At 52.1% G+C, this 23,589-nt stretch carries 21 protein-coding genes; 9 read left to right on the top strand and 12 right to left on the bottom strand.

Features of this window, described 5'->3' with window-relative positions:
• Nucleotides 1–68: 68 nt before the first annotated feature.
• Complete coding sequence (gene cdf31 / locus V0288_RS22675; protein WP_332867459.1) at nucleotides 69–992, bottom strand: CDF family zinc efflux transporter Cdf31; 924 nt, start codon at nucleotides 990–992, stop codon at nucleotides 69–71.
• Between the two features lie 102 nt (nucleotides 993–1,094).
• Here cdf31 and rsmA point away from each other — a divergent pair, with 102 nt between their 5' ends.
• From rsmA to V0288_RS22660, 3 genes are read left to right on the top strand one after another with little or no spacing between them, the layout of a single operon-like run.
• Nucleotides 1,095–1,901 (top strand): 16S rRNA (adenine(1518)-N(6)/adenine(1519)-N(6))-dimethyltransferase RsmA, encoded by an 807-nt coding sequence (gene rsmA, locus V0288_RS22670; protein WP_332867461.1) that lies wholly within the window; start codon nucleotides 1,095–1,097, stop codon nucleotides 1,899–1,901.
• Nucleotides 1,902–1,954: 53 nt separating this feature from the next.
• Complete coding sequence (gene ispE / locus V0288_RS22665; protein ID WP_332867458.1) at nucleotides 1,955–2,905, top strand: 4-(cytidine 5'-diphospho)-2-C-methyl-D-erythritol kinase; 951 nt, start codon at nucleotides 1,955–1,957, stop codon at nucleotides 2,903–2,905.
• 15 nt (nucleotides 2,906–2,920) lie between these two features.
• Nucleotides 2,921–3,226 (top strand): DUF3082 domain-containing protein, encoded by a 306-nt coding sequence (locus V0288_RS22660; protein ID WP_332867457.1) that lies wholly within the window; start codon nucleotides 2,921–2,923, stop codon nucleotides 3,224–3,226.
• Between the two features lie 32 nt (nucleotides 3,227–3,258).
• On the opposite strand, the gene V0288_RS22655 is transcribed toward V0288_RS22660, so the two are convergent.
• From V0288_RS22655 to V0288_RS22645, 3 genes are all read right to left on the bottom strand, one after another.
• On the bottom strand, nucleotides 3,259–3,426 hold the full coding sequence (locus V0288_RS22655; RefSeq protein WP_332867456.1) for a hypothetical protein: 168 nt from the start codon (nucleotides 3,424–3,426) through the stop codon (nucleotides 3,259–3,261).
• A 605-nt stretch (nucleotides 3,427–4,031) separates the two neighbouring features.
• Nucleotides 4,032–4,304: a DUF3143 domain-containing protein gene (locus V0288_RS22650; RefSeq protein WP_332867455.1), complete on the bottom strand. Its 273-nt coding sequence runs from the start codon at nucleotides 4,302–4,304 to the stop codon at nucleotides 4,032–4,034.
• Nucleotides 4,301–4,801 carry a J domain-containing protein gene (locus V0288_RS22645; protein ID WP_332867454.1) on the bottom strand — a complete coding sequence of 167 codons (501 nt, stop codon included), beginning with the start codon at nucleotides 4,799–4,801 and terminating at the stop codon, nucleotides 4,301–4,303. The genes V0288_RS22650 and V0288_RS22645 overlap by 4 nt, the downstream gene beginning before the upstream one ends.
• Before the next feature lie 48 nt (nucleotides 4,802–4,849).
• Here V0288_RS22645 and V0288_RS22640 point away from each other — a divergent pair, with 48 nt between their 5' ends.
• Complete coding sequence (locus tag V0288_RS22640; RefSeq protein ID WP_422662052.1) at nucleotides 4,850–5,413, top strand: thylakoid membrane photosystem I accumulation factor; 564 nt, start codon at nucleotides 4,850–4,852, stop codon at nucleotides 5,411–5,413.
• A 67-nt stretch (nucleotides 5,414–5,480) separates the two neighbouring features.
• Here V0288_RS22640 and V0288_RS22635 read toward each other — a convergent pair whose 3' ends face one another.
• Together V0288_RS22635 and V0288_RS22630 are read right to left on the bottom strand one after the other, a co-directional pair.
• Nucleotides 5,481–6,164: an N-acetylmannosamine-6-phosphate 2-epimerase gene (locus V0288_RS22635; RefSeq protein WP_422662051.1), complete on the bottom strand. Its 684-nt coding sequence runs from the start codon at nucleotides 6,162–6,164 to the stop codon at nucleotides 5,481–5,483.
• 175 nt (nucleotides 6,165–6,339) lie between these two features.
• Nucleotides 6,340–8,598, bottom strand: coding sequence for a hybrid sensor histidine kinase/response regulator (locus tag V0288_RS22630; RefSeq protein ID WP_332867452.1), 2,259 nt, complete (start codon nucleotides 8,596–8,598; stop codon nucleotides 6,340–6,342).
• 404 nt (nucleotides 8,599–9,002) lie between these two features.
• Between V0288_RS22630 and cobN the strand changes: the two genes are divergently transcribed.
• Nucleotides 9,003–12,626 carry a cobaltochelatase subunit CobN gene (gene cobN, locus V0288_RS22625; protein ID WP_332867451.1) on the top strand — a complete coding sequence of 1,208 codons (3,624 nt, stop codon included), beginning with the start codon at nucleotides 9,003–9,005 and terminating at the stop codon, nucleotides 12,624–12,626.
• Between the two features lie 88 nt (nucleotides 12,627–12,714).
• Nucleotides 12,715–13,197 (top strand): hypothetical protein, encoded by a 483-nt coding sequence (locus V0288_RS22620; protein ID WP_332867450.1) that lies wholly within the window; start codon nucleotides 12,715–12,717, stop codon nucleotides 13,195–13,197.
• A 135-nt stretch (nucleotides 13,198–13,332) separates the two neighbouring features.
• On the opposite strand, the gene V0288_RS22615 is transcribed toward V0288_RS22620, so the two are convergent.
• Complete coding sequence (locus V0288_RS22615) at nucleotides 13,333–14,088, bottom strand: amino acid ABC transporter ATP-binding protein (RefSeq protein WP_332867449.1); 756 nt, start codon at nucleotides 14,086–14,088, stop codon at nucleotides 13,333–13,335.
• Nucleotides 14,089–14,306: 218 nt separating this feature from the next.
• Here V0288_RS22615 and V0288_RS22610 point away from each other — a divergent pair, with 218 nt between their 5' ends.
• Complete coding sequence (locus V0288_RS22610) at nucleotides 14,307–15,824, top strand: ABC transporter permease subunit (protein ID WP_332867448.1); 1,518 nt, start codon at nucleotides 14,307–14,309, stop codon at nucleotides 15,822–15,824.
• A gap of 68 nt (nucleotides 15,825–15,892) precedes the next feature.
• Here V0288_RS22610 and V0288_RS22605 read toward each other — a convergent pair whose 3' ends face one another.
• From V0288_RS22605 to V0288_RS22590, 4 genes are all read right to left on the bottom strand, one after another.
• Nucleotides 15,893–17,140: a DNA cytosine methyltransferase gene (locus V0288_RS22605; protein WP_332867447.1), complete on the bottom strand. Its 1,248-nt coding sequence runs from the start codon at nucleotides 17,138–17,140 to the stop codon at nucleotides 15,893–15,895.
• 23 nt (nucleotides 17,141–17,163) lie between these two features.
• A complete protein-coding gene (xth, locus tag V0288_RS22600; RefSeq protein ID WP_332867446.1) occupies nucleotides 17,164–17,952 on the bottom strand; it encodes an exodeoxyribonuclease III in 789 nt (262 codons plus the stop codon).
• Nucleotides 17,953–18,020: 68 nt separating this feature from the next.
• The gene (locus V0288_RS22595; protein ID WP_332867445.1) at nucleotides 18,021–18,635 is read right to left on the bottom strand and encodes a tetratricopeptide repeat protein; all 615 of its coding nucleotides are present in this window, start codon (nucleotides 18,633–18,635) and stop codon (nucleotides 18,021–18,023) included.
• Nucleotides 18,636–19,223 (bottom strand): chromophore lyase CpcT/CpeT, encoded by a 588-nt coding sequence (locus V0288_RS22590; RefSeq protein ID WP_332867444.1) that lies wholly within the window; start codon nucleotides 19,221–19,223, stop codon nucleotides 18,636–18,638.
• A 253-nt stretch (nucleotides 19,224–19,476) separates the two neighbouring features.
• Between V0288_RS22590 and V0288_RS22585 the strand changes: the two genes are divergently transcribed.
• On the top strand, nucleotides 19,477–19,998 hold the full coding sequence (locus V0288_RS22585) for a GAF domain-containing protein (RefSeq protein WP_332867443.1): 522 nt from the start codon (nucleotides 19,477–19,479) through the stop codon (nucleotides 19,996–19,998).
• 410 nt (nucleotides 19,999–20,408) lie between these two features.
• Entirely contained in the window at nucleotides 20,409–20,699 is a 291-nt protein-coding gene (locus V0288_RS22580; protein ID WP_332867442.1) for a hypothetical protein, read from the top strand.
• A 78-nt stretch (nucleotides 20,700–20,777) separates the two neighbouring features.
• Here the strand turns inward: V0288_RS22580 and argZ are convergent, their stop codons facing one another.
• Nucleotides 20,778–22,889 carry a bifunctional arginine dihydrolase/ornithine cyclodeaminase gene (gene argZ, locus V0288_RS22575; protein ID WP_332867441.1) on the bottom strand — a complete coding sequence of 704 codons (2,112 nt, stop codon included), beginning with the start codon at nucleotides 22,887–22,889 and terminating at the stop codon, nucleotides 20,778–20,780.
• Nucleotides 22,890–23,589: the final 700 nt, after the last annotated feature.

The raw sequence follows: 23,589 nt of genomic DNA, 5'->3' as shown, positions 1-23,589 counted from the left end.
GCCTCCTGCCTCCTGCCTCCTGCCTCCTGCCTCCTGCCTCCTGCCTCCTGCCTCCGAACTCCCCCCCTTCACTCTTCCTCGAAACTAATACTCTCGGTCTCGTAATCCGGCGGTTCGACGTGAATGACCACGCGAACCGGGCTAAATCGTTCCGTTAAGCGTTCCTCGACCGATTCCGTGATGTGGTGCGCGGTGGCCACGTCCGGCGCGTCCACGATCAGGTGCATTTCCATGAAAACCTGTCTGCCGACGATTCCCCGCGAGGCGATGGCGTGACAGTTTAGCACTCCCGGCACTTCCATGACGATATCGTGGATGATTTCGGGAGCGATCGCCATCTCATCGACGAGATACGGTAAATTCTCTTTGATCACCTCTAAACCGCTCTTAAACACCATAAAAGCGACGGGAAAGGATAAAAACACGTCCAAGCTTTGTAATTGCGGGATATGCCAGATATTTCCCTGCCAGACCCCGATCAGCCCGCCGAGTACCGCGACCGTTACCCAGACATCGCTCAGGGTATGGCGCGCGTCGGCGACGAGGATGGGACTGCCTACCCGTTTACCGACGGAGCGCTCGTAATAGGCGACAAAAATATTGACTCCGAGGACGATTACTAATAACCACAACTCCGGCCCGCCGATCTCGACCGGTTTGCCTCCTTTCATCAAGCGATCGATCGCTCCCTTCAGGATTTCAAAACAGGCGATCCCGAGAAAGGCGGCGATCGCTAACGCCCCGACGGCCTCGTATTTCAGGTGTCCGTAGGGATGATCCCGATCGGGCCGCGGCGAGGAGAAACGCATCGCCACCAGTCCGAGAACATTATTGGCGCTATCGGTGACGCTGTGGAGCGCGTCGGCCTGTAAGCTCAGGGAGTTGATCGCGAGTCCTACCGCTCCTTTTAATCCCATGACGAAGAGATTAAGGAGGAGGGTTATCCAGAGGACTTTCTGAACGATCGCCCGGTTATCTTGAATAGCGGTCACGGATTTCTCTCGGGAATCGGATTTTCCTCTATTGTACGGCGATCGAACTCTCGCGCCATCGATCGGGTGTACCCGATCGCCATCGGTTCTAAAATGGGGAATATGAGCATTCAACCCCGTAAACGCTTCGGACAGCATTGGTTAAAGGATGAATCGATCCTCGATCGCATCGTGGACGCGGCCGACTTACGACCGGAAGATCGCGTCCTGGAAATCGGCCCCGGTACCGGCATTCTCACGCGTCGGCTGTTAGGATCGGCCGGATCGGTGATCGCGGTGGAGATCGATCGGGATCTCTGCGCCAAGTTACCGAAAATCATCGGCAATAAACCGAACTTTCAACTGATTCAGGGGGATATTCTGGCGATCGATCCCGATACACTCGGTTCCCCGAATAAAGTCGTCGCCAATATTCCCTACAATATCACCGGCCCGATTCTCGAAAAACTCCTCGGTTCGATCGCCCGGCCGCGGACTCCCGCTTACGATTCGATCGTTCTCCTGATTCAAAAAGAGGTCGCGGAAAGATTGGTCGCGGTTCCCTCGACGAAAGCCTACGGGGGGTTAAGCGTCCGGGTGCGGTATCTCGCGGATTGTGACTGGATAGCCGATGTGCCGTCGCGCGCGTTTTCCCCACCCCCGAAAGTCGATTCCGCGGTGGTGCGTCTGCGTCCCCGTCCCCTCTCCCCTCCCGTCGATCGACCGAAACAGTTAGAAACGCTGATCGCGCTAGGATTCGCCAACCGACGGAAAATGTTACGAAATAATTTGAAAAGCTCGATCGAGCCGGAGAGATTAACCCGAATCCTGACACAATTAGAGATCGATCCCCTCTGTCGCGCCGAAGACCTCAGTTTGTCTCAATGGATCGCCTTACACGATCGATTGAACGAAACGATAGAAGCTTGACTCCGGGCGCTTAAACCCCGCCCCTACAATGGATTCCCGATTCCTAAAGCCCGATGCACAGTTACACGCTTATCGCGCCCGCGAAGATTAATTTATATCTAGAGATAGTTGGCGATCGACCCGATGGCTATCACGAATTAGTGATGATCATGCAGAGCGTGGGGTTAAGCGATCGGCTCACCCTGCGTCCCAACGGGGCCGAAGAATTCCGCCTCTATTGCGCCGATCCCCGCGTTCCGGCCGATAATACCAATCTCGCCTACCGCGCCGCCACTCTGATGGCGGGTCAATTCCCGAAAGTGTTCGCCAATCTCGGCGGGGTGGATATCTCAATCGAGAAAAATATTCCCATCGCGGCCGGTTTGGCCGGGGGGTCGGCGGACGCGGCGGCGGTATTGGTGGGACTGGATCTTGTCTGGAATCTCGGCTTAACCCGTCCGGAGTTGCAAGCGTTGGCGGCGCGGTTGGGGTCGGATATTCCCTTCTGCGTGGCGGGAGGGACGGCGATGGCGACGGGCCGGGGCGAAATTCTCGATCCCCTGCCGGATCTCGATGGTTTATGGGTGGTTCTGGCGAAATATAACAGTCTGGCCGTCTCCACCTATTGGGCTTATAGTGCCTATCGCGAGTGCTTTCAGGAGAATTATATTTCCTCGCCGGAGGGGGTGCGCTCGCGGCTGAGCGAGGTGAGTTCCGGGAATTTGGTACGGGCGATCGCTCGGAAAGATGGCGTGGCGATCGGCCAATTACTCCATAATGACCTGGAAAAAGTCGTTTTACCGGAATATTCCCTCGTGGTGGAATTACGGGAGGTTTTAGCTCGATCGGGCGGTTTGGGAACGATGATGTCCGGATCGGGGCCGACGGTTTTCACCCTCTGCCGGTCGCGGGAGGAAGCGATCGCGATCCGGGATAACGCCCGACAGGTTTTACCCGATCCCGATCTAGAATTTTGGGTAGCCCCCCTGTGTACTTCGGGCATTCAAGTTAGTAGTGAAATGTAAAAAAGGGTTAACGTTATGACCTCGAAAACTCCCGCACCGGAAGACGCGAAAAAAGTGACCCCCGCGCGCTGTTTGGTCGGCGCGTCGATCTCGGCGGGACTGGGAACCGCGGCCTATTACATGACCGCGGCGATCGGTCATTCGTTCTACTCCAAACCGCTCACCGCGCACAGTCAGATAGCGTTAAGAATCGGCTCGCTAGTACGAACTCTAGTGATGGGTATCGCCTCGCTCGGAACCTTTATTTTCGCGTTCGTCACCGTCGGTTTGATTTTACTGGCGATTCAATTACTCTTTACCAAAGAGGAAAAAATTAGCTAATCGGGCAAAGATCGAAAAAAAGGAGGCGATGACTATCGGGTTTCCAGGGTTTTATGGCCACGCGATCGCGATTCGGGAGTGACCCATTTCCCGCGTTCCCACATCTCATCCTCCTCGATCGGTAACGCGTCCGGATCGGAGCGGGCCTCGCGATCGATCTCTTCCTCGGTCATAGAGTTTACACGTTCCCAGTTCGTCATTCCTTTCGTACCCGGCTTAACAACGATCGTTTGTCGGCTACCGTCTTTCGAGAAAACGGTTATATTTTTCTCTCTCTCGCTCCCGATGCCCTCCTAGCACTGATTATCCGTCAGGATTCGCCTCTCGGGGAGTAAACCACGCAGTAGACTTTTTCTCGGAGTATTCCGTAAGCGATAATTCGCTTTTCTCCATAATCCTTACGATTGTCTTCGATCTCGAAAAGAGGACTATCGAAAATTTCTAGAATATCTAAAAAATCTACAGCCTTTCTCGTAAAGGTGAAGTACATACCAACCCTTACCGCTAAAAGATTCCAACCGCGAGAACGTACCTTATGTATCTGAGAAAGGCTGTAGATCGTGTTTTTCTATATTAATAGATCGTTTGAAATCGTCCCACTCGAAGCTCGTAAAATTCATATTTTTTTAGACGTGTCGAGCGTCTTCCTCATCTCGGCGGCCTGTTCCCGCCTTCTAAAATTAAATCGTTTTTTAGCCCGCGCCGATCTCGATCGACCGCTCTCGGATGAGGATGAATAGGAGAGTAAATACTGAATAGCGGCTATGTTAAAAGCCGCCACGGGAAAAAATCTATTGATTTCTCTCTAGGGGCCGGAAAAGATCGCCGATTCGATATCCTGACGGCTGAGGGAATATTTAAACGCGCGGGTGATGTCGCTACCGTCGCGGGCCGCGTTCAGGTAACGGACGGTAATTTCCTCGATATCGAGACAGACTTCCGCTCTCCAGGTAGCCCTTTCCACGTACCAGCAGTGGATATCGTCGGGGTTTTTCTGACAGCCTAACTTGACTAGCCATCGCTCGATCGAGGGCAGGGGATGATTGTAGAGGGGGGTATCGGCCGCGGGAATCGTCATGTTAGGTAAAAGAGGATGTGCGATAGGATCTGTGTCGGCTCTCCTCGCAGTGTAGCAACGATCACGGCAACTAACAAGCAGGCGATCAGGGTGAGTCCGAGAATAAATAGGGAAAAAATCTCTCCCGACGAGAGCGGTCGATCGGTGGGATCGATGTAGGCGCTTCTCGTACCCATCGGTTCGTTCATGTCGGGAAGGGTCTGGATCACGTTCCAGCGCGAGTAACCGATTTTTAAATCGTACAGGGAACGGCGATCGGGATTGCTCAAGGTCGCGTAGGCCTCGTTCAAGCGTTGGAATTTGGCGGTGGCGACCTCGGGGGGTAGTTCCGTGGTGTCCGGATGGTAGCGTTTGCTCAGTTCCCGATAGGCGCGTCGTACCTCGATCACCGAAGCGCTCGGGTATAGCCCTAACACGGCATAATAGGTATCGGCGAACCGCGAACCGGCCGGGATCGTCCGAGAGGTCGTTGGGGAATTGGCTCGATCGGAAGTCACAAGATTTCTTACACTAGCATTGGTCTGGATATTTTATACATGGTAACTATGAAATCTCGCTGTCGGTTTGGTCTTTCTACTGTTTTTTTCGGACTCGCGATCGTCCTCGCGAGCCTGTCCCTCTGGTTAACCCCACCGGCACTCGCGGGAATCAATGACGATCGACTCGACGGGAATATTTTCGTGGTTTACGCGGGCAACGGTTCCCTCGTCCCCCCCCGTTTGAGTTTGTCTGAATCCTTACAACGGGGAACCCCGACGATTTTGACCTATTACCTCGACGATAGTAGCGATTGCAAGAAATTCGCCGCCGTTGTCTCCCGTTTTCAAGAGTTTTACGGTCGCGCGGCCAGTATTATTCCCGTCAGCGTCGATTCGATCCCCTACCGGAAATCCTACAAGCCGGATGAACCGGGTTACTACTACAAGGGAGGCATCCCGCAAACGGTGGTTTTAAACCAGAAGGGAAAAGTGGTGTATAGCGGTGTCGGGAATGTCAGTTACGAAGAGGTGGACGACGCGCTGAGAGAGGTTTTCGATCTCCTGCCGCGTTCGGAATCGGTGGAGTTGAAGCGGCGATCGTTTAACGAGTTTAACGCGGAATTACGCTAGACGGGATTTATCGATTCTCGAAACGGGTTCCCCGCGCGGGAACCCGTTCGTTTTTTCCCGCGACCGTCTAGGAGCGATCAACCAATTCCCGTAAAAACGCGCTCGTTTTTAAATCGATGCCGGTGATCGCGGTTCCCACCACCACGGTATACGCGCCGATCTCTAACGCTTTTCTCGCTTCCTCCGGGGTGGCGATCCCTCCCTCGCAGATCACGGGAACGGGGATTTTTTCGACCATTTCGGCGAGGAAAGAGAAGCTAGGGGGTTGGAGATGTTTCGTCTCGTTGGTGTAGCCGTAGAGGGTCGTACCGACGAGATCCGCGCCGGCCTCGGCCGCGGCGAGGGCGTTGTCGATCGAGTCCACGTCGGCCATAATTAATTTCCCGGTCTCGCGGTGAACCCGATCGATGATCCCGGCGATCGTTTCCCCCTCCGGACGCGCGCGGGAGGTGGCATCGATGGCGATAATATCCGCTCCCGATCGGGCGATTTCTAGCGCGTCATCTATCCGCGGTGTGATATACACTTCATATCCCTCGTAATACCGTTTCCAGAGGCCGATAATCGGGGTGTCCGGGTTTTGTTGACGGGTGGCGCGGACGTGGGAGGGGGTATCGACCCGGATACCGATCGCCCCTCGATCGACACAAGCGCGGGCCATCGCGGCGATAATCGCCGGATCGTGCAGGGGGGACTCTACCGGTGCCTGACAGGAGACGATTAAACCGGATTTTAGGCTTTCTAGACGCATAGATGGTTCGATGGGGGAGATGGGGATGATGAGGGGGATGGGGAGGATGGGGATAATGAGGGGGATGGGGATGATGAGGGGGAAGAAAGAGAAATCATGAATTTATAGCAGAAAGTAATCACTGTATTTCTCCCTCACCTCCTGACTCCTGACTCCTGTTTCCTGTCTCCTGCCTTCACGATCCGATCGACTCTTTCTCGCCGGACTGATACAGGGCGGTGAGGTATCTAATTTTATCCAATAACAGGGTCGGTTGAATCGGTTTTCGTAAGTAATCGTCGATACCGCGACGGGCGAGAAAATTCAGGCTGGTTTCGGGGGTATCGTTTAAAATCAGCACTTTCATCGTCTTGGTGGCCGGGGATTTTTTGAAGAGTTGACAGAGGTGGTAGACGTGGGGCATCTGTTGATCGACGATGACGATACTCGGTCGCACGATCTCGACTTTTTTGAGCGCGGCGACACTATCGATCAACCAGATCACCTGATAGTGGGCGACCATCAAGAGATCGCAGACGAGATTGGCGATTTCCTCGTCACTTTCGATTAACACGATCGTGCGGTTGTGACGGTTGAAGGGGGAGTGATGATCGCCGAGGAGGGGATTAGCTTTCTGGGGCGCTCGTTGGGGGATACGGACGGTAAAGAGGGAACCTTTTCCCTCGCTCGATTCTACCTCGATCGAGCCGCCGTGGAGTTCGACCAATTGTTTCGTTAAAGCCAATCCCAAACCGATACCGCCGTAGCGACGTTTTCGCGAGCCGTCCAACTGGGTGAACCGATCGAATAGGAGGGGGATTTTTTCCTCGGGAATGCCGATTCCCGTGTCCTCGATCTGAAAAATGACCTCGTTGTACTCTTTCCAGACTCTCAGGGTTACGGTTCCCCCGTCCGCGGTGAATTTGATGGCGTTTTTTAATAGGTGTAATAAAATCTGTTGTACCCGATCGTGATCGGCGCAGAAATAATTGTCTTCTTTTTTTAATTGAATATCTAGGACTAACTCGATCTGTTTGTTACTCGCCTCATTTTGGAGGATTTCGATAACGTGACTACAGAGATACCCGAGAGAGAATTGTTTGATCTCTAAAATCGCTTTCCCCGCGGATAACTGGGAGAAAGTCAGTAAATCGTTAATCAGTTCTAAGAGTTTATTGCCGTTATCCTGGATGGTTTTTAAATATTGTACCTGTTTTTCGACGGGTAAAAAATCTTTTTCTTTCGAGCATTTCTGTAGGGTACTCGACAGGCCGATAATACAGGTCAGGGGAGTGAGTAACTCGTGACTCATATTATTGAGAAATTCGCTTTTAGAAAGATTGGCGGCTTCGGCGGCGATCAGGGTATCCTGTAATTCCCGCGTTCTCTCGATCACCCGGCGCTCGAACAGGTTTTTCTGTTCCTGTACCCGCGCGTAGAGTTGCGCTTGATAGATGGCGATCGAGAGATGTTCCCCGATGTGTCCGAGAAATTTCTTTTCCGGTTCCAACCAATGACGTTTTTCCCGGCATTGGTGGGCGATTAATAATCCCCATAATTCCTCCTGCACGACGATCGGGGCGATCAGTTTCGATCGCACCTGATGGTTCCGGAGAAATTCCGCGAGACAGAAGGAGGAGGAATAGGTGGCTTCCGCGTCATCGACCGCGACGATCGAACCGCGGCGGTACTTCTCTTGATACTGGGGAATATAGGAGAAACAATCGTCCTCGGCTTCCAAATTTAACATCGAGGGAATATTCTCGGAAATCCGCGCTTCCGAGGTCACTTTTCCTTTGCCCAGGTAGGGATAATCTTCGGCGAGTTCTCCCGAGGGCATGAATTGATAGATCAGTAATCGATCGACCCCGAGAAAATCCCGCACCTCGCGCGCGACGGTTTCGAGAATTTTCGGCAGTTCTAAACTCTGACGGATCTGGGTGATGACGTGGTTGAGTAATCTTTCCCGCTCGATCTGTTGGTAGAGTTCTTCTTCCACCGGTTGACAGAGGGAGACCCGCGGACAGTTGATTTCCGCGTCGGGTTCGCCCGGCGCGACGATCTGGAGAATTTCCAACAGGATTCGGTTTTGAAAAGCGACCGAGGGGGGGGAGAGGGGACGTAACACGATCGCCCGCGCCTCGTGAATTTTCCGGTCTTCCGGGTGAGCGCCCTGTAAGCGATCGAGAAAGGTGGCGATCGTCGTCGTCTCGAAACTGAAACGGATCTCGTATAGCTCGGTATCCGCCTCGGGAGTGGCGAGAAATAACGCGTGTAAATCGCTAGAAACCAGTAATTCGTATCGCTGTCCGTCGGGATTCGGGTAATTCCGATCGTCGAGAGAGACCGCGCGCGAGGGTAGCTGTTTTTCGACCTCCCGCCAGAGAGAACGGAAGGCTTCGAGAGTAGTAGATGAAACCGTTTGACACCAAGCGAAAGCGTGAGGGTGATTCATTATCGCGATACCGGTACGATCGAAAAAAACGGGAATCGGACGCTAAGAATTCGCTGAGTAATTATTACTAGACGGGAACGCGATTTTCGGGATTTCCAGAAATCGCGGTAAGATTCGATCGGACACCGTGGCGGATCGATCGGGGTAGATGTATAGTAATCAGGATCGCTCGATCGAGCCTCGACCCTCGGGAAACCTAATCATTATTTAACCTCCCGACAAACTTCCCCGACCTCGAAGCGCGATTCGTTTTCGAGGGGTTAAAAACTTAAAAATCTAGAATTTTACTAAATAAATAGGTTTTTTATGAGATTTTTAACGATAATATTCTGTATGGTTCCTCCCGGCTCCCGACTCCTGACCCCTGATCCACGCGACAACTTTTAGAATCCCGGACAAACTTCATGCACCGTATCGCCGCGCGCGCGGGGGGCTGGACTCCCGATACCGAAGGGGTAATCGTTATCGAACAGACTCCGGCGCCGATTATTATCCTAACTTCGGCGGACACCGATATTCAAACGCTCGCCGCCTCGATCGACTATTTACCCGATAATTTCCCCGAGATTCGCGCCGTTAATCTCCTGCAACTTCAACAGCAATACAGCATCGACCACTACGCGGACACGGTATTACTCCCCGCGCGGGCGATCGTTCTCCGGTTACTGGGGGGACGTTCCTACTGGTCCTACGGTTTGGAGGTGGTGAAAGAAATCGTCGCGGAAACGGGCGCCGATTTATTCGTCCTCCCCGGTGACGATAAACCCGACCTGGAGTTGATGGGACACTCTACCGTTTCTCGAACCGCGGTCAACCGATTATGGCGCTATTTCACCGAAGCGGGGGTGGAAAATTGGGTGAACGCGTTGAAATTTATCGGCGATACCTGTTTTCACACCGGTTATAATCCCTTACCGCCTCGGGAGGTTCCGAAAGTCGGTTCCAGAGCGAATATAGACCCGATTCCGAATCCCCGCGGACGGGTAGCCATTCTCTTCTATCGTTCCCACTATCTCGCGGGAAATACCCTCGTTATCGACGCGTTGGTGAAAGCTTGTCTCGCGCGCGATTTACAACCGATTCCCGTGTACGTTTCCTCTCTCCGGGAACCGGAAGCGCGGGAGATGATATTACAAGAATTTTCCGGTTCCATCGATCTCGTACTCGATACCACCAGTTTCTCGATCGATCGTCCCGACACGGATAGCGATTCCGGCTTCTGGCGAAAATTGAACGTTCCCGTCCTCCAGGTCATTTTCAGTAGCGGAACCCTCGACGCGTGGCGGGACGGCTTTCAGGGGCTTTCCCCCCGCGATGTAGCCATCAATGTCGCGCTACCGGAGGTGGACGGCAAGATTATCACCCGCGCGGTGTCGTTTAAATCGGTTCAAGTCTGGCAGGAAAAACTCGAAACCGAGGTAGTCGTCTATCAACCCGTCCCCGATAGAATCGATTTCGTCATCGAACTCGCGCTTCATTGGGTTCGTTTACGAAAGACCCCCAACCAAGAGAAAAAAATCGCCCTTATCCTCGCGAACTATCCCAATAAGGACGGCAGAATCGCCAACGGGGTCGGTCTGGACACTCCCGCGAGTTGTATCAATATTCTTCACGCGCTCCACGAATCTGGCTACAGGGTCGAGGATATCCCCCGCGATGGCGATGAATTAATCCGACGGTTAACGGCCGGTATCACCAACGATCGGGAGACCCGCGAACTGAAACCCGTCGAGCGATCGCTGTCTCTAGAGGACTATCGATCGTATTTCCAAACCCTCCCGGAAGACATTCAAACCGCGCTAACTACCCGATGGGGAACCGCCGGCGAAGATTTACCCATCCCCGGAATTACCCTCGGAAACGTCTTTATCGGCATTCAACCGTCACGCGGCTACGATATCGACCCGACACTGAACTATCATTCCCCAGACCTCGAACCGACGCACGATTACCTCGCTTTCTATCATTGGTTACGGGAGAAATTCGGGGCGATGGCGATCGTCGATATCGGCAAACACGGCAACCTAGAATGGCTACCGGGAAAGAGTATCGCCCTGTCGCGTCGCTGTTACCCGGAAATCGCCCTGGAAACCCTGCCCCATTTCTATCCCTTTATCGTCAACGATCCGGGAGAGGGTTCGAGCGCGAAACGACGTTCCCACGCGGTCATTCTCGACCATCTCACCCCTCCCATCACCCGCGCGGAACTTTACGGAGATCTCGATCGATTGGAAACCCTCATCGATGAATACTACGAGGCACAAAGTCTCGATCCTTCCCGTTTACCCTATATTTCCGAGAGAATCACCCGTCTAGTACGTCAAACCCGTTTACACGAGGATTTAGGTTTCGATACGCTTCCGAACGATTCCTTAAGTCAATTTCTCACCCTCGCGGATGGCTATCTCTGCGAACTCAAAGAAGCCCGTATCCGCGACGGTCTGCATATCTTCGGATGTTGTCCGGAGGGGGTACAGTTGCGGGATTTAATCGCCTCGATCGCCCGATCGCCGGGGATCGATCGCCTCGGACTCACCCGCTCGATCGCCCGCGACCTCGATCTAGACCTAGACCCGCTCACCACCCACGACGACGAAACCACCCGCCTCGAACTCCTCGCGCTAGACCTCATCGAGAGAAAAATCGAACCCCTCGGAGAGAATAGCCGGAAAGAATTCAATTGGATTGAAAATACCCTGATTCCCGCGCTACAACGCACCCCCGAGGAAATTACGAATTTACTCGAAGGATTAGCCGGGCGATTCGTCCCGAGCGGCGCGTCCGGAGCGCCCACCCGCGGCCGTCCGGAAGTCCTCCCCACCGGCCGCAATTTCTATTCGGTGGATATCCGCGCTATCCCGACGGAGACGGCGTGGGAGGTTGGCAGGAAAGCGGCGGAGGCTTTAATCGAACGCTATACCCAAGAAAACGGTGAATATCCGAAAACTCTCGCCATTTCCATCTGGGGAACCTCGACGATGAGAAATGGTGGTGAGGACATCGCTCAAGTGATGGCCTTATTGGGAGTAATTCCTATTTGGGATGGTTTTTCCCGTCGGGTGACAGGTTACGAAATCCTTACCCCGTCGGCGTTAGGCCGTCCCCGCGTGGATGTGACCGTCCGGGTGTCCGGCTTTTTTCGCGATAGTTTCCCCAATATACTACAGCTACTCCATTTTTGCATAAGTGAGGTAGCCTGTCAAGAGGAAGACGAAGAAATTAATCCGTTAGCGGCGAAAGTCCTTACGGAGAAAGAGTTCTGGGAGAATCAAGGATTAGATGAAGAGGCGGCGAAACTGAGGGCAACCGCCAGAATATTCGGATCGAAACCGGGGGCTTACGGCGCGGGTTTACAGGGGTTAATCGAGTCACAAAACTGGGAAAATGATGACGACCTGGCGCGGGCGTATATAAACTGGAGTTGTTACGCGTATGATGGGCGAGGAGTGGGACATTCTCTACCGGAAGTGTTTACCAACCGACTCGAACAATTACAGATCGTTCTGCACAATCAGGATAACCGCGAACACGATTTACTCGACTCCGACGATTACTATCAATTTCAGGGCGGCTTAACGGCCAGCGTTCGATCGCTCACGGGAAAGAACCCGACCACCTATTTCGGCGATAATTCCCTCCCCGAACAGCCGAAAGTGAGAAGTTTACGCGAAGAGATCCGTCGCGTCTACCGTTCCCGCGTCATCAATCCTAAATGGATCGCGGGAGTGATGAGACACGGCTATAAAGGCGCGTTCGAGATGTCCGCGACGATCGATTATCTGTTCGCCTACGACGCGACCGCGCGGGTGGTGGACGATTTTATGTACCGGGGTGTCGCGGAGGCGTATCTATTCGATGAGAGGGTGAGAGCGTTTATTCAGGAGAAAAATCCCCACGCGTTGCGGGATATGGGGGAGAGATTGTTAGAGGCGAAACAGAGAGGTTTATGGCAAGAAGTGGACGCGGAAACCCTCGATCGATTGCGCTCGATCGTCCACGAAGCCGAGGGTTCGATCGAGGGGATGTGAGGGAGGTAGGAAGAGGGCGGGGGCGAGCGATCTAGAAGAGGACGTACTATAATAATGATACTGTCATCCATCTCCCAATATACAGATTATGAGTTTAACGGAAACCCAGAAAAATGTTTTGCGTTGGTTAGTTGAAGAAGTAGGTGCTGGAAATCTTGACGAAGAGCAAATTTGGTGTATCTGGAGTCATAGCGGTGTTAATTTGGTTGGGTATAAAGGTTCTGTCCAGATTCCCGATGTCAAAACTACAACTCTCGATGCTTTGGAAAAAAATAATTATATTTCGTGCGATCGGAAACGATCGGGCGAGTATAGGTTCGCTTTAACTGGCGAAGCTTACAAAGCGGTTGAATCTAACTTTGCCGAACCCGATCGATCGGCTAATTATTATTTAAACTCACCTACAGAAATGATGAACTTCGATCCTTTAAAGGTATGGCAAGAGAAATTAAACTATTTCCAGTATCAAGAAGCGATCGCCGCCGATCCCGCACAAAAATTCTCGCTCGCTCAACAAATCGAAGAATGTAAGCGTAAAATTTCCGAGTTGTCGTCTATAACGGATCGATGACGTACTGGAGATCGTCCACGAAGCCGAGGGTTCGATCGAGGGAATGTGAGGGAGGCAGGAGAAGAGGGGGGAGGAAAAGAGAGAAAAAGCGTACTACAATAGTCGTGCTGTCCTCTACTCGTCGGCTCTACTCGCTTAATTCGCGTTAATCCGGCTTAAAAAGGCTTTGAGTCGATCGCTATTGGGATTACTAAACACCTCGGTCGGATCGCCCTGTTCCTCGATAACCCCTTGATTGAAAAAGAGAACTTTATTAGAAACCTCTCGGGCGAATTGCATCTCGTGGGTGACGACCACCATTGTCATTCCCTCCTCGGCTAACTGACGCATCACGTTCAACACTTCCCCCACCAATTCCGGATCGAGCGCGGAGGTGGGTTCATCGAAAAGGATCACTTCCGGTTTCATGCAGAGACTGCGGGCGATCGCTACCCGTTGTTTCTGTCCCCCGGATAACTGTTCGGGATAGACCTCGGCCTTCGTAGACAGACCGACTTTTTCTAGATAATGTAGGGCGGTTTCTCTCGCTTCTTCCTTCGGGTGGTGTAACACCTCGCAGGGGGCTAACATTAAATTCTGCAAGACGGTGAGATGGGGAAACAGGTTAAAATGTTGGAAAACCATGCTCACCCGACCGCGTAATTTGCGCAGTACCGTTTGATTTAACTTCGGCGAGGAAATATCGATTCCCATCACCTCCAACCGTCCCCCGGTGATCTCTTCGAGGCGGTTGAGACAGCGGAGAAAGGTGCTTTTCCCGCAACCGGAAGGGCCGATCACCGATACCACGTCGCCTTTGTACAGGGTTCCCGTGACTCCTTTTAGCACTTCTAGGGAGCCGTAGCTTTTACGTAAACCTTCACTGACGATAACGGGCGTGGAATCGGGCATTTTCTTTTTCCTTACAGTTCGGTCGGGTCTGTACTCAATTATCTGGATTCTTTTAAGCTTTTTTGTATTCAAAGTTACATTTTAAGACAAATCTAGGATTAATACTCAGATACGATCGAACCGGTCGATCGCCTCCCTCTAACGGTGGAAAAATCGGGCGATCGAGCTAGAATACCTAACTTAAACGAGACCTTTTTTCCAGGAGTAAAAACAAAGAAATGATTAAGATTTGGCGCTCGCGACGGGGGAGAACTTTACTCCTCGGCCTGCTGGGATGGATGTTAGCGATCGGGTTTAGCGTCATTCCCGCGTTTTCCCAATCTCCTCCGAATCCCTTTAAAGTCGCCACGGAAGCCACGTTCCCCCCGTTCGAGTTCCAGAATAACAAAACCGGACAGATCGAGGGGTTCGACGTGGATCTGATCAAGGCGATCGGGGAAAAGGCCGGCTTAACGATTGAATTGGTCAATTTACCCTTTGACGGTATCATTCCCGCCCTGCAATCGGGATCGGTGCAGGCGGCCATTAGCGGCATGACGATCACCCCGGAGCGGGCGCGGGCGATCGATTTTTCCCGACCCTATTTTAAAGCGGGTCTAGCGATCGCCGTTCAGGAAAACAACGACACGATTAAAAGTTTCGAGGATTTAAAAGACAAAAGAATCGCCGTCCAGATCGGTACTACCGGCGCGGCGGAAGCCAAAAAAGTCCCCGGCGCGAAAATTACCACCTTCGATAACGCGGTGCTCGCCCTGCAAGAGTTAGTGAACGGCAACGTGGACGCGGTAGTGAATGACGGCCCCGTTACCCTCTACGCGATTAAGGACGCGGGCTTAAAAGGGGTCAAAATTGTCGGTCAACTCCTGACCGAAGAATACTACGGCATCGCCCTGGCGAAAAACTCTCCCTACGTCCAACTGATTAACGACGGGCTGGCCAAATTAATCGAGAGCGGACAGTACGATGTTATCTATCGAAAATGGTTCGCCGCGAAACCTCCCGAATTACCGTTAGTCGCCCCATCCCTAGAAAGTGGCACGGAAAACGCTTTCAGTTGGAGACAGGTGTTTTATAACCTGATCGTTCTCGGGGTGCCGGTAACGCTAATATTAACCTCGCTTTCTTTTTTCTTCGGCTTGATCGGTGGTACGCTCGTGGCGATCGCTCTGATCTCTCCCTATAACTGGCTAAGATTGCTCTGCCGGATCTACGTGGATTTCTTCCGCGGTACTCCGATGCTGGTGCAATTGTTCATTATCTATTTCGGTTTGCCCAACCTGATCAAGGAAATCGGCTTGAGTTTCACCATCGATCGATTGCCCGCCGCGATCCTCGCATTGAGTTTAAACGTGGCGGCCTATCTCGCGGAAATCATGCGCGGCGGTATTCAATCGGTGGATAAAGGACAGTGGGAAGCCTGCGAGAGTTTGGGAATGTCCCCGCTACAAACGATGAAAGATGTGATTTTCCCTCAAGCTTTCCGCCGGATGTTACCCCCGTTGGGCAACGAATTTATCACCCTGATTAAAGATACCTCCCTCGCCGCGGTCATCGGTTTCGAGGAGTTATTCCGTCAGGGTCAATTAATCGTGGCGACCACCTATAAAGCCTTCGAGATCTATATCGCCGTCGCGTTAATCTATCTGATTTTAACGACGCTTTCCTCGTTCGGTTTCAAATGGTTAGAACAGTACATGGACCCGATCGGCCGCGCGGCAAAAAAAGGGAAAGTTTAAACCAGACCGTAGGGTGGATTAGCGAAGCGTAATCCACCAATAAGCTTCATCTTTACTCCCTCATCTCCCTAACTCTCCAACTCCTCGATCCGCGCTCGCGCTTGGTGAAGTTTGAGACGGAGATCGGAAGGATCGCCGAGTTCGATCGATCCCGAGGGTTTCATCGGATTCCGGCCCGAAGCTTTTAAAATCTCCCGCGCGATCGCTTTCGCGAGTAAGGGAGGGACGGAGTTACCCACCTGTCGGAAACCGTGCCATTTCGTGACGTGGAAGCGAAACCAGTCCGGATAAGAGTGTAAACGGGCGGCCTCGCGGACGGTGATACAGCGCGGGGAATGGTAATGGATGGGACGGGGGGCCGTGTACGCGCCTCGATCGCCGGGGGTTCCCGCTCTCAAAGTATTACAATAACCATCGGGATCGAGTTTATAAAAATGGCTGATTTTCTCGATTTTGCCAGGTTCGGTTTTCTTGAAACGTTCGATCGAGGTGTCGGTGTGTTCGGTTAGCCAGCTAGAGGTTAATAGATTTCGATCGAATTCTCGCGGGTAGGAATAATCATCCTCGACAGAAAGTAATCCTCTCAACACCCGCGCGTAATCGCTCGATTCCCCGTATTCCGCGGTCGTCCAATCGACTTTTTTTAAGTCCGGATATTTCTCCACGTCGGGTAAATCTTGCAGGGCATCGCCAACCGTCGGCGTTTTGATCAAATTATTTTTCCCTTTCGGATCGGTGATCGCTTCCGGATAATCGGGAAGGGAATAATCCTCGCGGCAACCGAGTAGGAATAAACGCCCGCGATTTTGCGGAACCCCGTAATTCCAAGCGTTTAAAACTCGATATTTATCGTGAACGCGATAATGATGGTTATGAAACTTGTCAATAATTTCCTCTAATAGCTGTTTATGTTTACCGATCGCCATCCCCGGTACATTTTCCATGACGAAGTATTTCGGCTGGAGTTGCAGTACCAAACGCAGAAAATGATCGATTAAACCATTACGCGGATCGTCTAAAGCCCGTTTACCGATGAGGGAAAATCCCTGACAGGGCGGGCCGCCGAAAACTACATCGATCGGACGCTCCCCGATTTCCGATCGATCGCGAATTTCTCGCCCCGTGATCTCGGTAACACTCCTACAAAATACTTTCCAATTCGGGAAATTAAACTTATGGGTGAGACAGTGAATCGGATCGACTTCTACCGCCGCTAAAACATCGAATCCCGCTTGCTCGAAACCCAACGTCATACCCCCCGCCCCCGCGAATAAATCGACAGCGATCGGTCTAGAATAATCGGGCTTCTCGCTCATAGCTAGAATCGGAATAAACGGGATTATAATTCCACGATCACGGGGGTATGATCGCTCGGTTGTTCTTGTTTTCTAGGCTCTTTATCGATGGTACAATTTATCGCTCGATCGAACAATCCGGGAGTCAGATATAGATGATCGATCCGCCAACCCCGATTTCTCGCGAAACCGCCCGCTCGATAATCCCACCAACTATAATGCCCACCCTCTTCGGTAAATTTCCGAAAAGCATCTTTCAGCCCTAATTCTAACACGCTTTCTAACGCTTGTCTCTCATCGGGAGAGGACATAATATGATTCTCTTTTCCCATCGGATCGTGAATATCCCGATCTTCTAGCGCGATATTAAAATCCCCACAAATACATAACTCGTGCGAGGAAGAGAGAATAATTTTCGCCAGATATTCCCGTAACTTTTTCAGCCAACGCAGTTTATAAATATATTTATCACTATCTAAAGAAGCACCGTTCGGAACGTAGAGATTAATAATCCGAACATTCTCGATAACTCCCGCAATCACCCGCTTCTGTTCGTCGAATTCCTCCGCGAGTTCCTGACCGAGAACCGGGGTAAAACCAGCGCTCACATCGGTCATCGGCTGTTTACTAAAAATCGCCACCCCGTTATAGGCTTTCTGCCCGGATATATATACCTGATAACCCAACGATTCAAAAGGTTCTCGCGGAAAATCCTTATCGATCACCTTCGTTTCTTGCAGACACAAAACATCGACAGGATTAGCACTTAACCAGTCGATAACGTGCTGTTTCCGGGTGCGAATCGAATTGACATTCCAGGTAGCGATTTTCATAGAACAGGAGGCAGATTGTAGGGTGGATTACGCTTCGCTAATCCACCGAGACTTACGGCTAAAAATGATTATTCTAGCCAATTCCTTAATTGTAAATGAACTCTCGCCAGAAACCACATATAATCGGAAATCTCATAATCGAAAGTCGCTTGACGGAGATAAGCGCGCGCGCTAGTCTCGTCCCCGATCGCCTCGTGATACAGACCGATGTAAAGATGGCTGTAAAAGTTGCCCCGCTTACCCTCGCGCCGTCCCGCGTCCAAAACCTCATCGATCGAACATTCCCCCGCGTACAGGGAATAGATCGATCGCAAAACGGCCCGCGGATCGTCGCGCACCTCTAATAACGTACCCCGCGCGGCCTCGATCCCGCGAGAGCGGGCGATGCAGAGAAAGCGCCAGACCGTTTCCTCCACATCGCGGGAGTTTACCGTCAGATCTACCTCGAATTGACGCGCTCCCTCCTCGAAGCGATCGACGTAATAATACGAGAGTCCCCTCTGCCAGAGATAGGGAGTCAAGCGGCGATCGAGTTGTTCGGCCCGATCGAAATCCCCGATCGATTCCGTCACCCGCGCCAGTTTAAAGAGCGTCATCCCTCGCGAGACGTAATTTCGAGGATTTTCGGGGAAAAGTTGAATGGCGGCGGTATATCGGGCTAATTCCGCCTCTAGAGACCACATTTACAGCACCTCGGCGGCGAAACTCTCGCGACGGCTGAACTCGAACGGCCCGGCGATCGAACCCCAAACCAGTTCATCGGTTTCCGGATCTAACCCCCGATCGACACTGATCAGTCCCCTCTCGCTGACCTCGAAACTATTGTCGAGATAGGTAACTTTATCCTTGCGAACGACGATACACTGTTTCCCCGGTTTCACCGTCCCTTTAAAACTGTGTCCCGTCCATTCCACGTCCATATCGCAACCCGGCATCGGTTCCAGCAGATCCGCGGTCAATTCTTGCAATCTCGCCCGATCTCTCGACGCGCCGTAAAATCTCTCCGCGTCCTGTACTTTAAAGTTCTGGAGTTCGATGCGATCGCCCGCGACCGACAATCGTAACACTCGCAGACGGTAGGGCTGATTGATGGCGAAATCGTAAGCCTGTTCCAAGAATAAACCGGTCGCGTCGAGCAGTTCATCGGGAAGGGGACGCATACAGACGCGAATATGGGCGAAAAAGGGGGGATTCTCGTAGGCTTGCGCTTGATTGCTAAAATCCGCCGCCATCCAGCGCGCCAGCGTTTTTATATCGGTGGGATGAGTCATAACGGGTACTCGGGGAGAGGCGAAAAAAACAGGATTCCCTGACGATCATACTAGACCTCTCGCGGAATTCAACAATTGTCGCGTGGTTAGGGATTCAGGAGCCAGGAGTCAGGAGTCAGGAGAAAGAATCAAGAATTTTATAGTCAATAATTTCAAAAAATATCTATTTATTTTGTATAATCACGGTTTTTAAAGTTTTTAGACTTTGAAAAACGAATCGCGCTCCGAGGTCTACTATCCCTTTTCTCGCTATATGCCTCCCCATCCGTTCCCTCCCGCTTTCGAGACCGCTCTCGCTCGCGCGACCCCCCGCGAGGTATTTGACGCTTTTTTGCCGGTTCTGGGGGAGATTTTACAGGTCGATCGCTGTTTTCTCCTCGTTCGCGATCCCGTCCGGCGATATCACGAGATTTTCTGCTGGCGAAGAAGTGACGAATTTCCCGACACGAGTACGGGAGGATGGGAGAAAGAGCGGGAGTGGGAACGAGAAGATCCGATGTTCGCCGCCGCTCTAGCCTGTAAACCCTCGATTTTCGTCGAAGATATCGAGACCGCGCCCCCGAACGTTTTAAATCGGCGCTTCGAGCGGGAAAATCTCGGCCATCGAGCGTTAATTCACGGGCATTTGTGCCGGGACGGGCGATTACGGGGAATTTTACAGCCTTGCGTGTTCGATCGACCGAGAATCTGGAGCGAGTTCGATCGCTCCGTCATCGGGTCCGCGCTCGATCGGTTAACCTCGATCGTGGTGGATTACGTTCGCGCTCGGGAATAATTTCGTGAATATTCCTCTATATATCCCTAGAAACAATATTTTATCGGTTAAAATTCCTATCACGATCTTTTTTCTCCGATCGTCCTGGAGAAAACGACGGAAAGCCCGAATCGTAACCGCGCTCCCCTCGATCGGGTCGATTCGCGGGCGATAGCCATAAAGTAGGCTATCCCTTTTTGACGAGCATCATTCTCCGCCGAGGGCTTAGAGCTGAGATCCCCATCCGGTTTTCGGGTACCATCCCGCCCGCGATCGCGGGTATATTGTTTCCCCGATCGATTCGATCGCTTCCCGATTAACCGAACCTATCTAAAAAACCAAAATAACGAAATTCTAAAGGGAACGTGATCCCCGAAAGCCACGCGCTACGCTGGAAGGAAACCTCTCGCGCGCGTTTTGCTAAAACCTTTATGAGCTATCAGCATTCGTCCTTTGACTGCACTAGCACGAATTTCGAGAAAGCCGCTATTTATCGATTCCGCTCTCTAGCTCCCTTTTTACCCGAAAATTGCCCGATCTACCGGCAAACTTGGGAACTTTCGACGGTACTGTGTCTCGACTTTATCGATCGACCGGAAGGATTATCGATCGCCCGCGATTACTTCACCCGTCTCATCGACATCACCCGAGAATTAGGGCTAGGTCACGCCATTATCTTGAAAATCGGTAATAAAATCGTCGAATGGCATAACGTGGACTGAAACCGTCATTAATCGCTTGGTTTCGTGTTTTTACCCCCTGGAACAATTAAGGGTGAGGTCGCCCCCACCCCGATCGCTCTAGACCGCGTGCGTTAGCGGCTTGGTTAGCTTATCTAGCTGTTGGGTTAGCAGGCTCAGGAACAAGCCCACGTCCGTCACGATACCGATCGACTCGACCGATCCCCGATCGCTCAGTTTCGTCACCACCGCCGGGTTAATGTCCACGCAGACCATTTTCACGCCCGCGGGGGTCATATTCCCCACCCCGATCGAGTGGAGCATACTGGATAGCATCAGGATCATATCCGCCCCGCGAATCAAGCGCGAGTATTCTTCCTGCGCCTTCACCAGATCCATCTCCGTATCCGGCAGGGGCCCGTCGTCGCGGATCGAACCCGCCAAGCAGAACGGTACGTTATTTTTCACGCATTCATACATTACGCCTTTTGTCAAGACCCCGTTTTCGACCGCCTTGGCGATACTGCCGTAACGACGGATCAGGTTGATGATCTTGAGGTGGTGACGGTGGCCGCCGCGGACGGGAATCCCTTTCTGCATATCCACGCCGAGGGAGGTTCCCATGATCGCCTGTTCGATGTCGTGGACGGCGATCGCGTTACCGCCGAGAAGCGCGTGAACGTAGCCGTCGCGGATGAGTCGGGAAAGGTGTTGCGCGCCGCCGGTGTGAATCACCACCGGGCCCGCGGTAACGACCACTTTTCCGCCCTGATCGCGGATCTGGCGCAATTCCCACGCGATCTGTTCTACCGTCAATTCTACCCGGCGCTCGCTGGAAACCCCCGCGCCCATGAAGGTGAATTCCTGGGTGCTGTTGCGCTGTTCGCGCGATTCCGCTTGTCGGACGGTGCGAATCCCTTCCACACCGACCATTACTTTATCTCCGGCTTTGAGATCCCGCAGGAGGGTACAGCGCGCGGTTTTGCCGGACGGGGAATCGGTCACGACGATCGCCGCATCCATGCGTTGATTCTCGACCTTCACCCACTCGCAATTTACCCGCACTTCCGTGGGATAGATGGTGCTGACGTAGAAATCATCGGGAGCGACCCCATCGAGTTCCACCACCGCCGTATTCACGTCGCAGATTTCCTGCGGACGCGCCGCCGCGCCGAGATCGATCAGTTGGATCATGATCTCTTCCATCACATCGTGGGAGGGCGCGGATACGCGAACTTCGGCGGAGGAGGTGCTTTGTCGTTCGAGTCCTAGATTGAAGTTCAAGACTTTAAAACTACCGCCATTTCCCACCACCACGTCGAGGGCTTTATTCATGATGCCCGCGTCGAGAAGATGGCCTTCCAGTTGGAGGATACGGCTCTCGATCGTGACGTTGGCGTGATGATCGGGGATTAACGGTTCGGTGGTGCGGAGGGTGAGACATTTGGCCGCGCCCCCGGCTTTCAGGAATTCGGTTAGCGACGTTTGTACGACCTCGAATCCTTTCTCGTTCAAGCGGTTTTGGAGATCGTCGCTGATTTTATTCATGACGATCGTTTGCCCGATATTGACCGCGTTACAGGCGAAAGTTACCGCGTCCGCTTCCTCGACGACGATGCGTTTTTCTTCGGGGATACGCAGTTCGATCAGTCGGTTGGAATACGCGTCGAAAGCGGCGGGATAGTAGAGGAGATAACCGCCACTGAGGGGACAGAAACAGGTGTCGAGATGGTAGAATCGCTCGTCGATTAAACGGAGGGATAAGACCTCGATATCGAGCCATTTGGCGATCGAGGGATGGGAATCTAACTCGGTTCTAAAGCCGTAGCCAGCCCATAACCAGCGCCCCTCTCGATCGAGTAACGCGTCTCCCGCGCCCTCGAAGGGGAGATCTTTCGGCAGTTCGTGAACGGTGAAGCCGTTTTCCTCGAACCACGCTTTAAAATAGGGTTCTTCCCCCTGACGTTCCTTGTGGAGAAAACGGCTGAGAACGACGGTTTTTTCGAGAACCAGACCGGCGTTGGCGGTGAAAACCATATCCGGCCAGCCTTTTTCGGGTTTTACCAGATCGACGATCGCGCGATCCTTGAGGATATGATAAAGGTTCTGCCATTGCTCCACGGCTTTATCGCGCGAGGACTTGTGAATGTTGCCCTCCATCCACGGATTGATCACGTAATCAACATCGTAGTGATCGGGAGCGCACATTAAAAAACGAATAGTGTCAGTCATACCAGTAAGGGTGAGCCAATAAACATCGCGATCGTGGTCTAAGCGTCTATTTACGGGAGAATTCTCTGAATCTCTCGATTTTTTACTTTATTCTCTTTCGAGAGCAACTTTCTATATATACTATTAGACCGACTCTCCATTATAGCAGATCGCGCGTCGGGTAGGGGGAGTCGGGGAAACGTCGCCGTTGTCGAGTGCGATCGTGCGGGTGGGGGCGATCTAGAGAAATCCGGAGAATCTATCGATCGAGGGGTTCATACGGAAAAAATCCTTAAAAAAACCTCTATAGGGTTGTTATATGGATAAAATCCGTATAATCTATAGTCATACTGCATTGTTGTGTCACATTTTTTGGAACAACAACCTTAACGTAAATGACTGCGATCCCACCTCACTCAGATTTTCATCATGAGAACGGCTTTCTAAACCTCTGACCATCCGGTTCTACAAATATGAAATTGAAATTGCGTTTCTACGCTTATGTTCTGGCTTTTTTCGGAATAAGTTTATTTGGAAATTATCAGAAGTGTTGAATCGCTTAACAAAACTTAATGTCAGAGAATATAGTAAGTCTATCTATCCCGAATTTAGTTTGAAAAAGCTAGTTTGTCAAACCAATGCACGAAACTTTTTTCCGATTTCATAAAACTCAAAAGACACCGAAGTTTGTCGAGAGTTTTCCCTCCGACAAAACTCGCTA

It is taken from the genome of Pannus brasiliensis CCIBt3594 (assembly GCF_036688125.1).
Taxonomy (GTDB): domain Bacteria; phylum Cyanobacteriota; class Cyanobacteriia; order Cyanobacteriales; family Microcystaceae; genus Pannus; species Pannus brasiliensis.
Note: the sequence above shows the minus strand (reverse complement) of the source record. Positions and strands in the feature narration are given on the sequence as shown.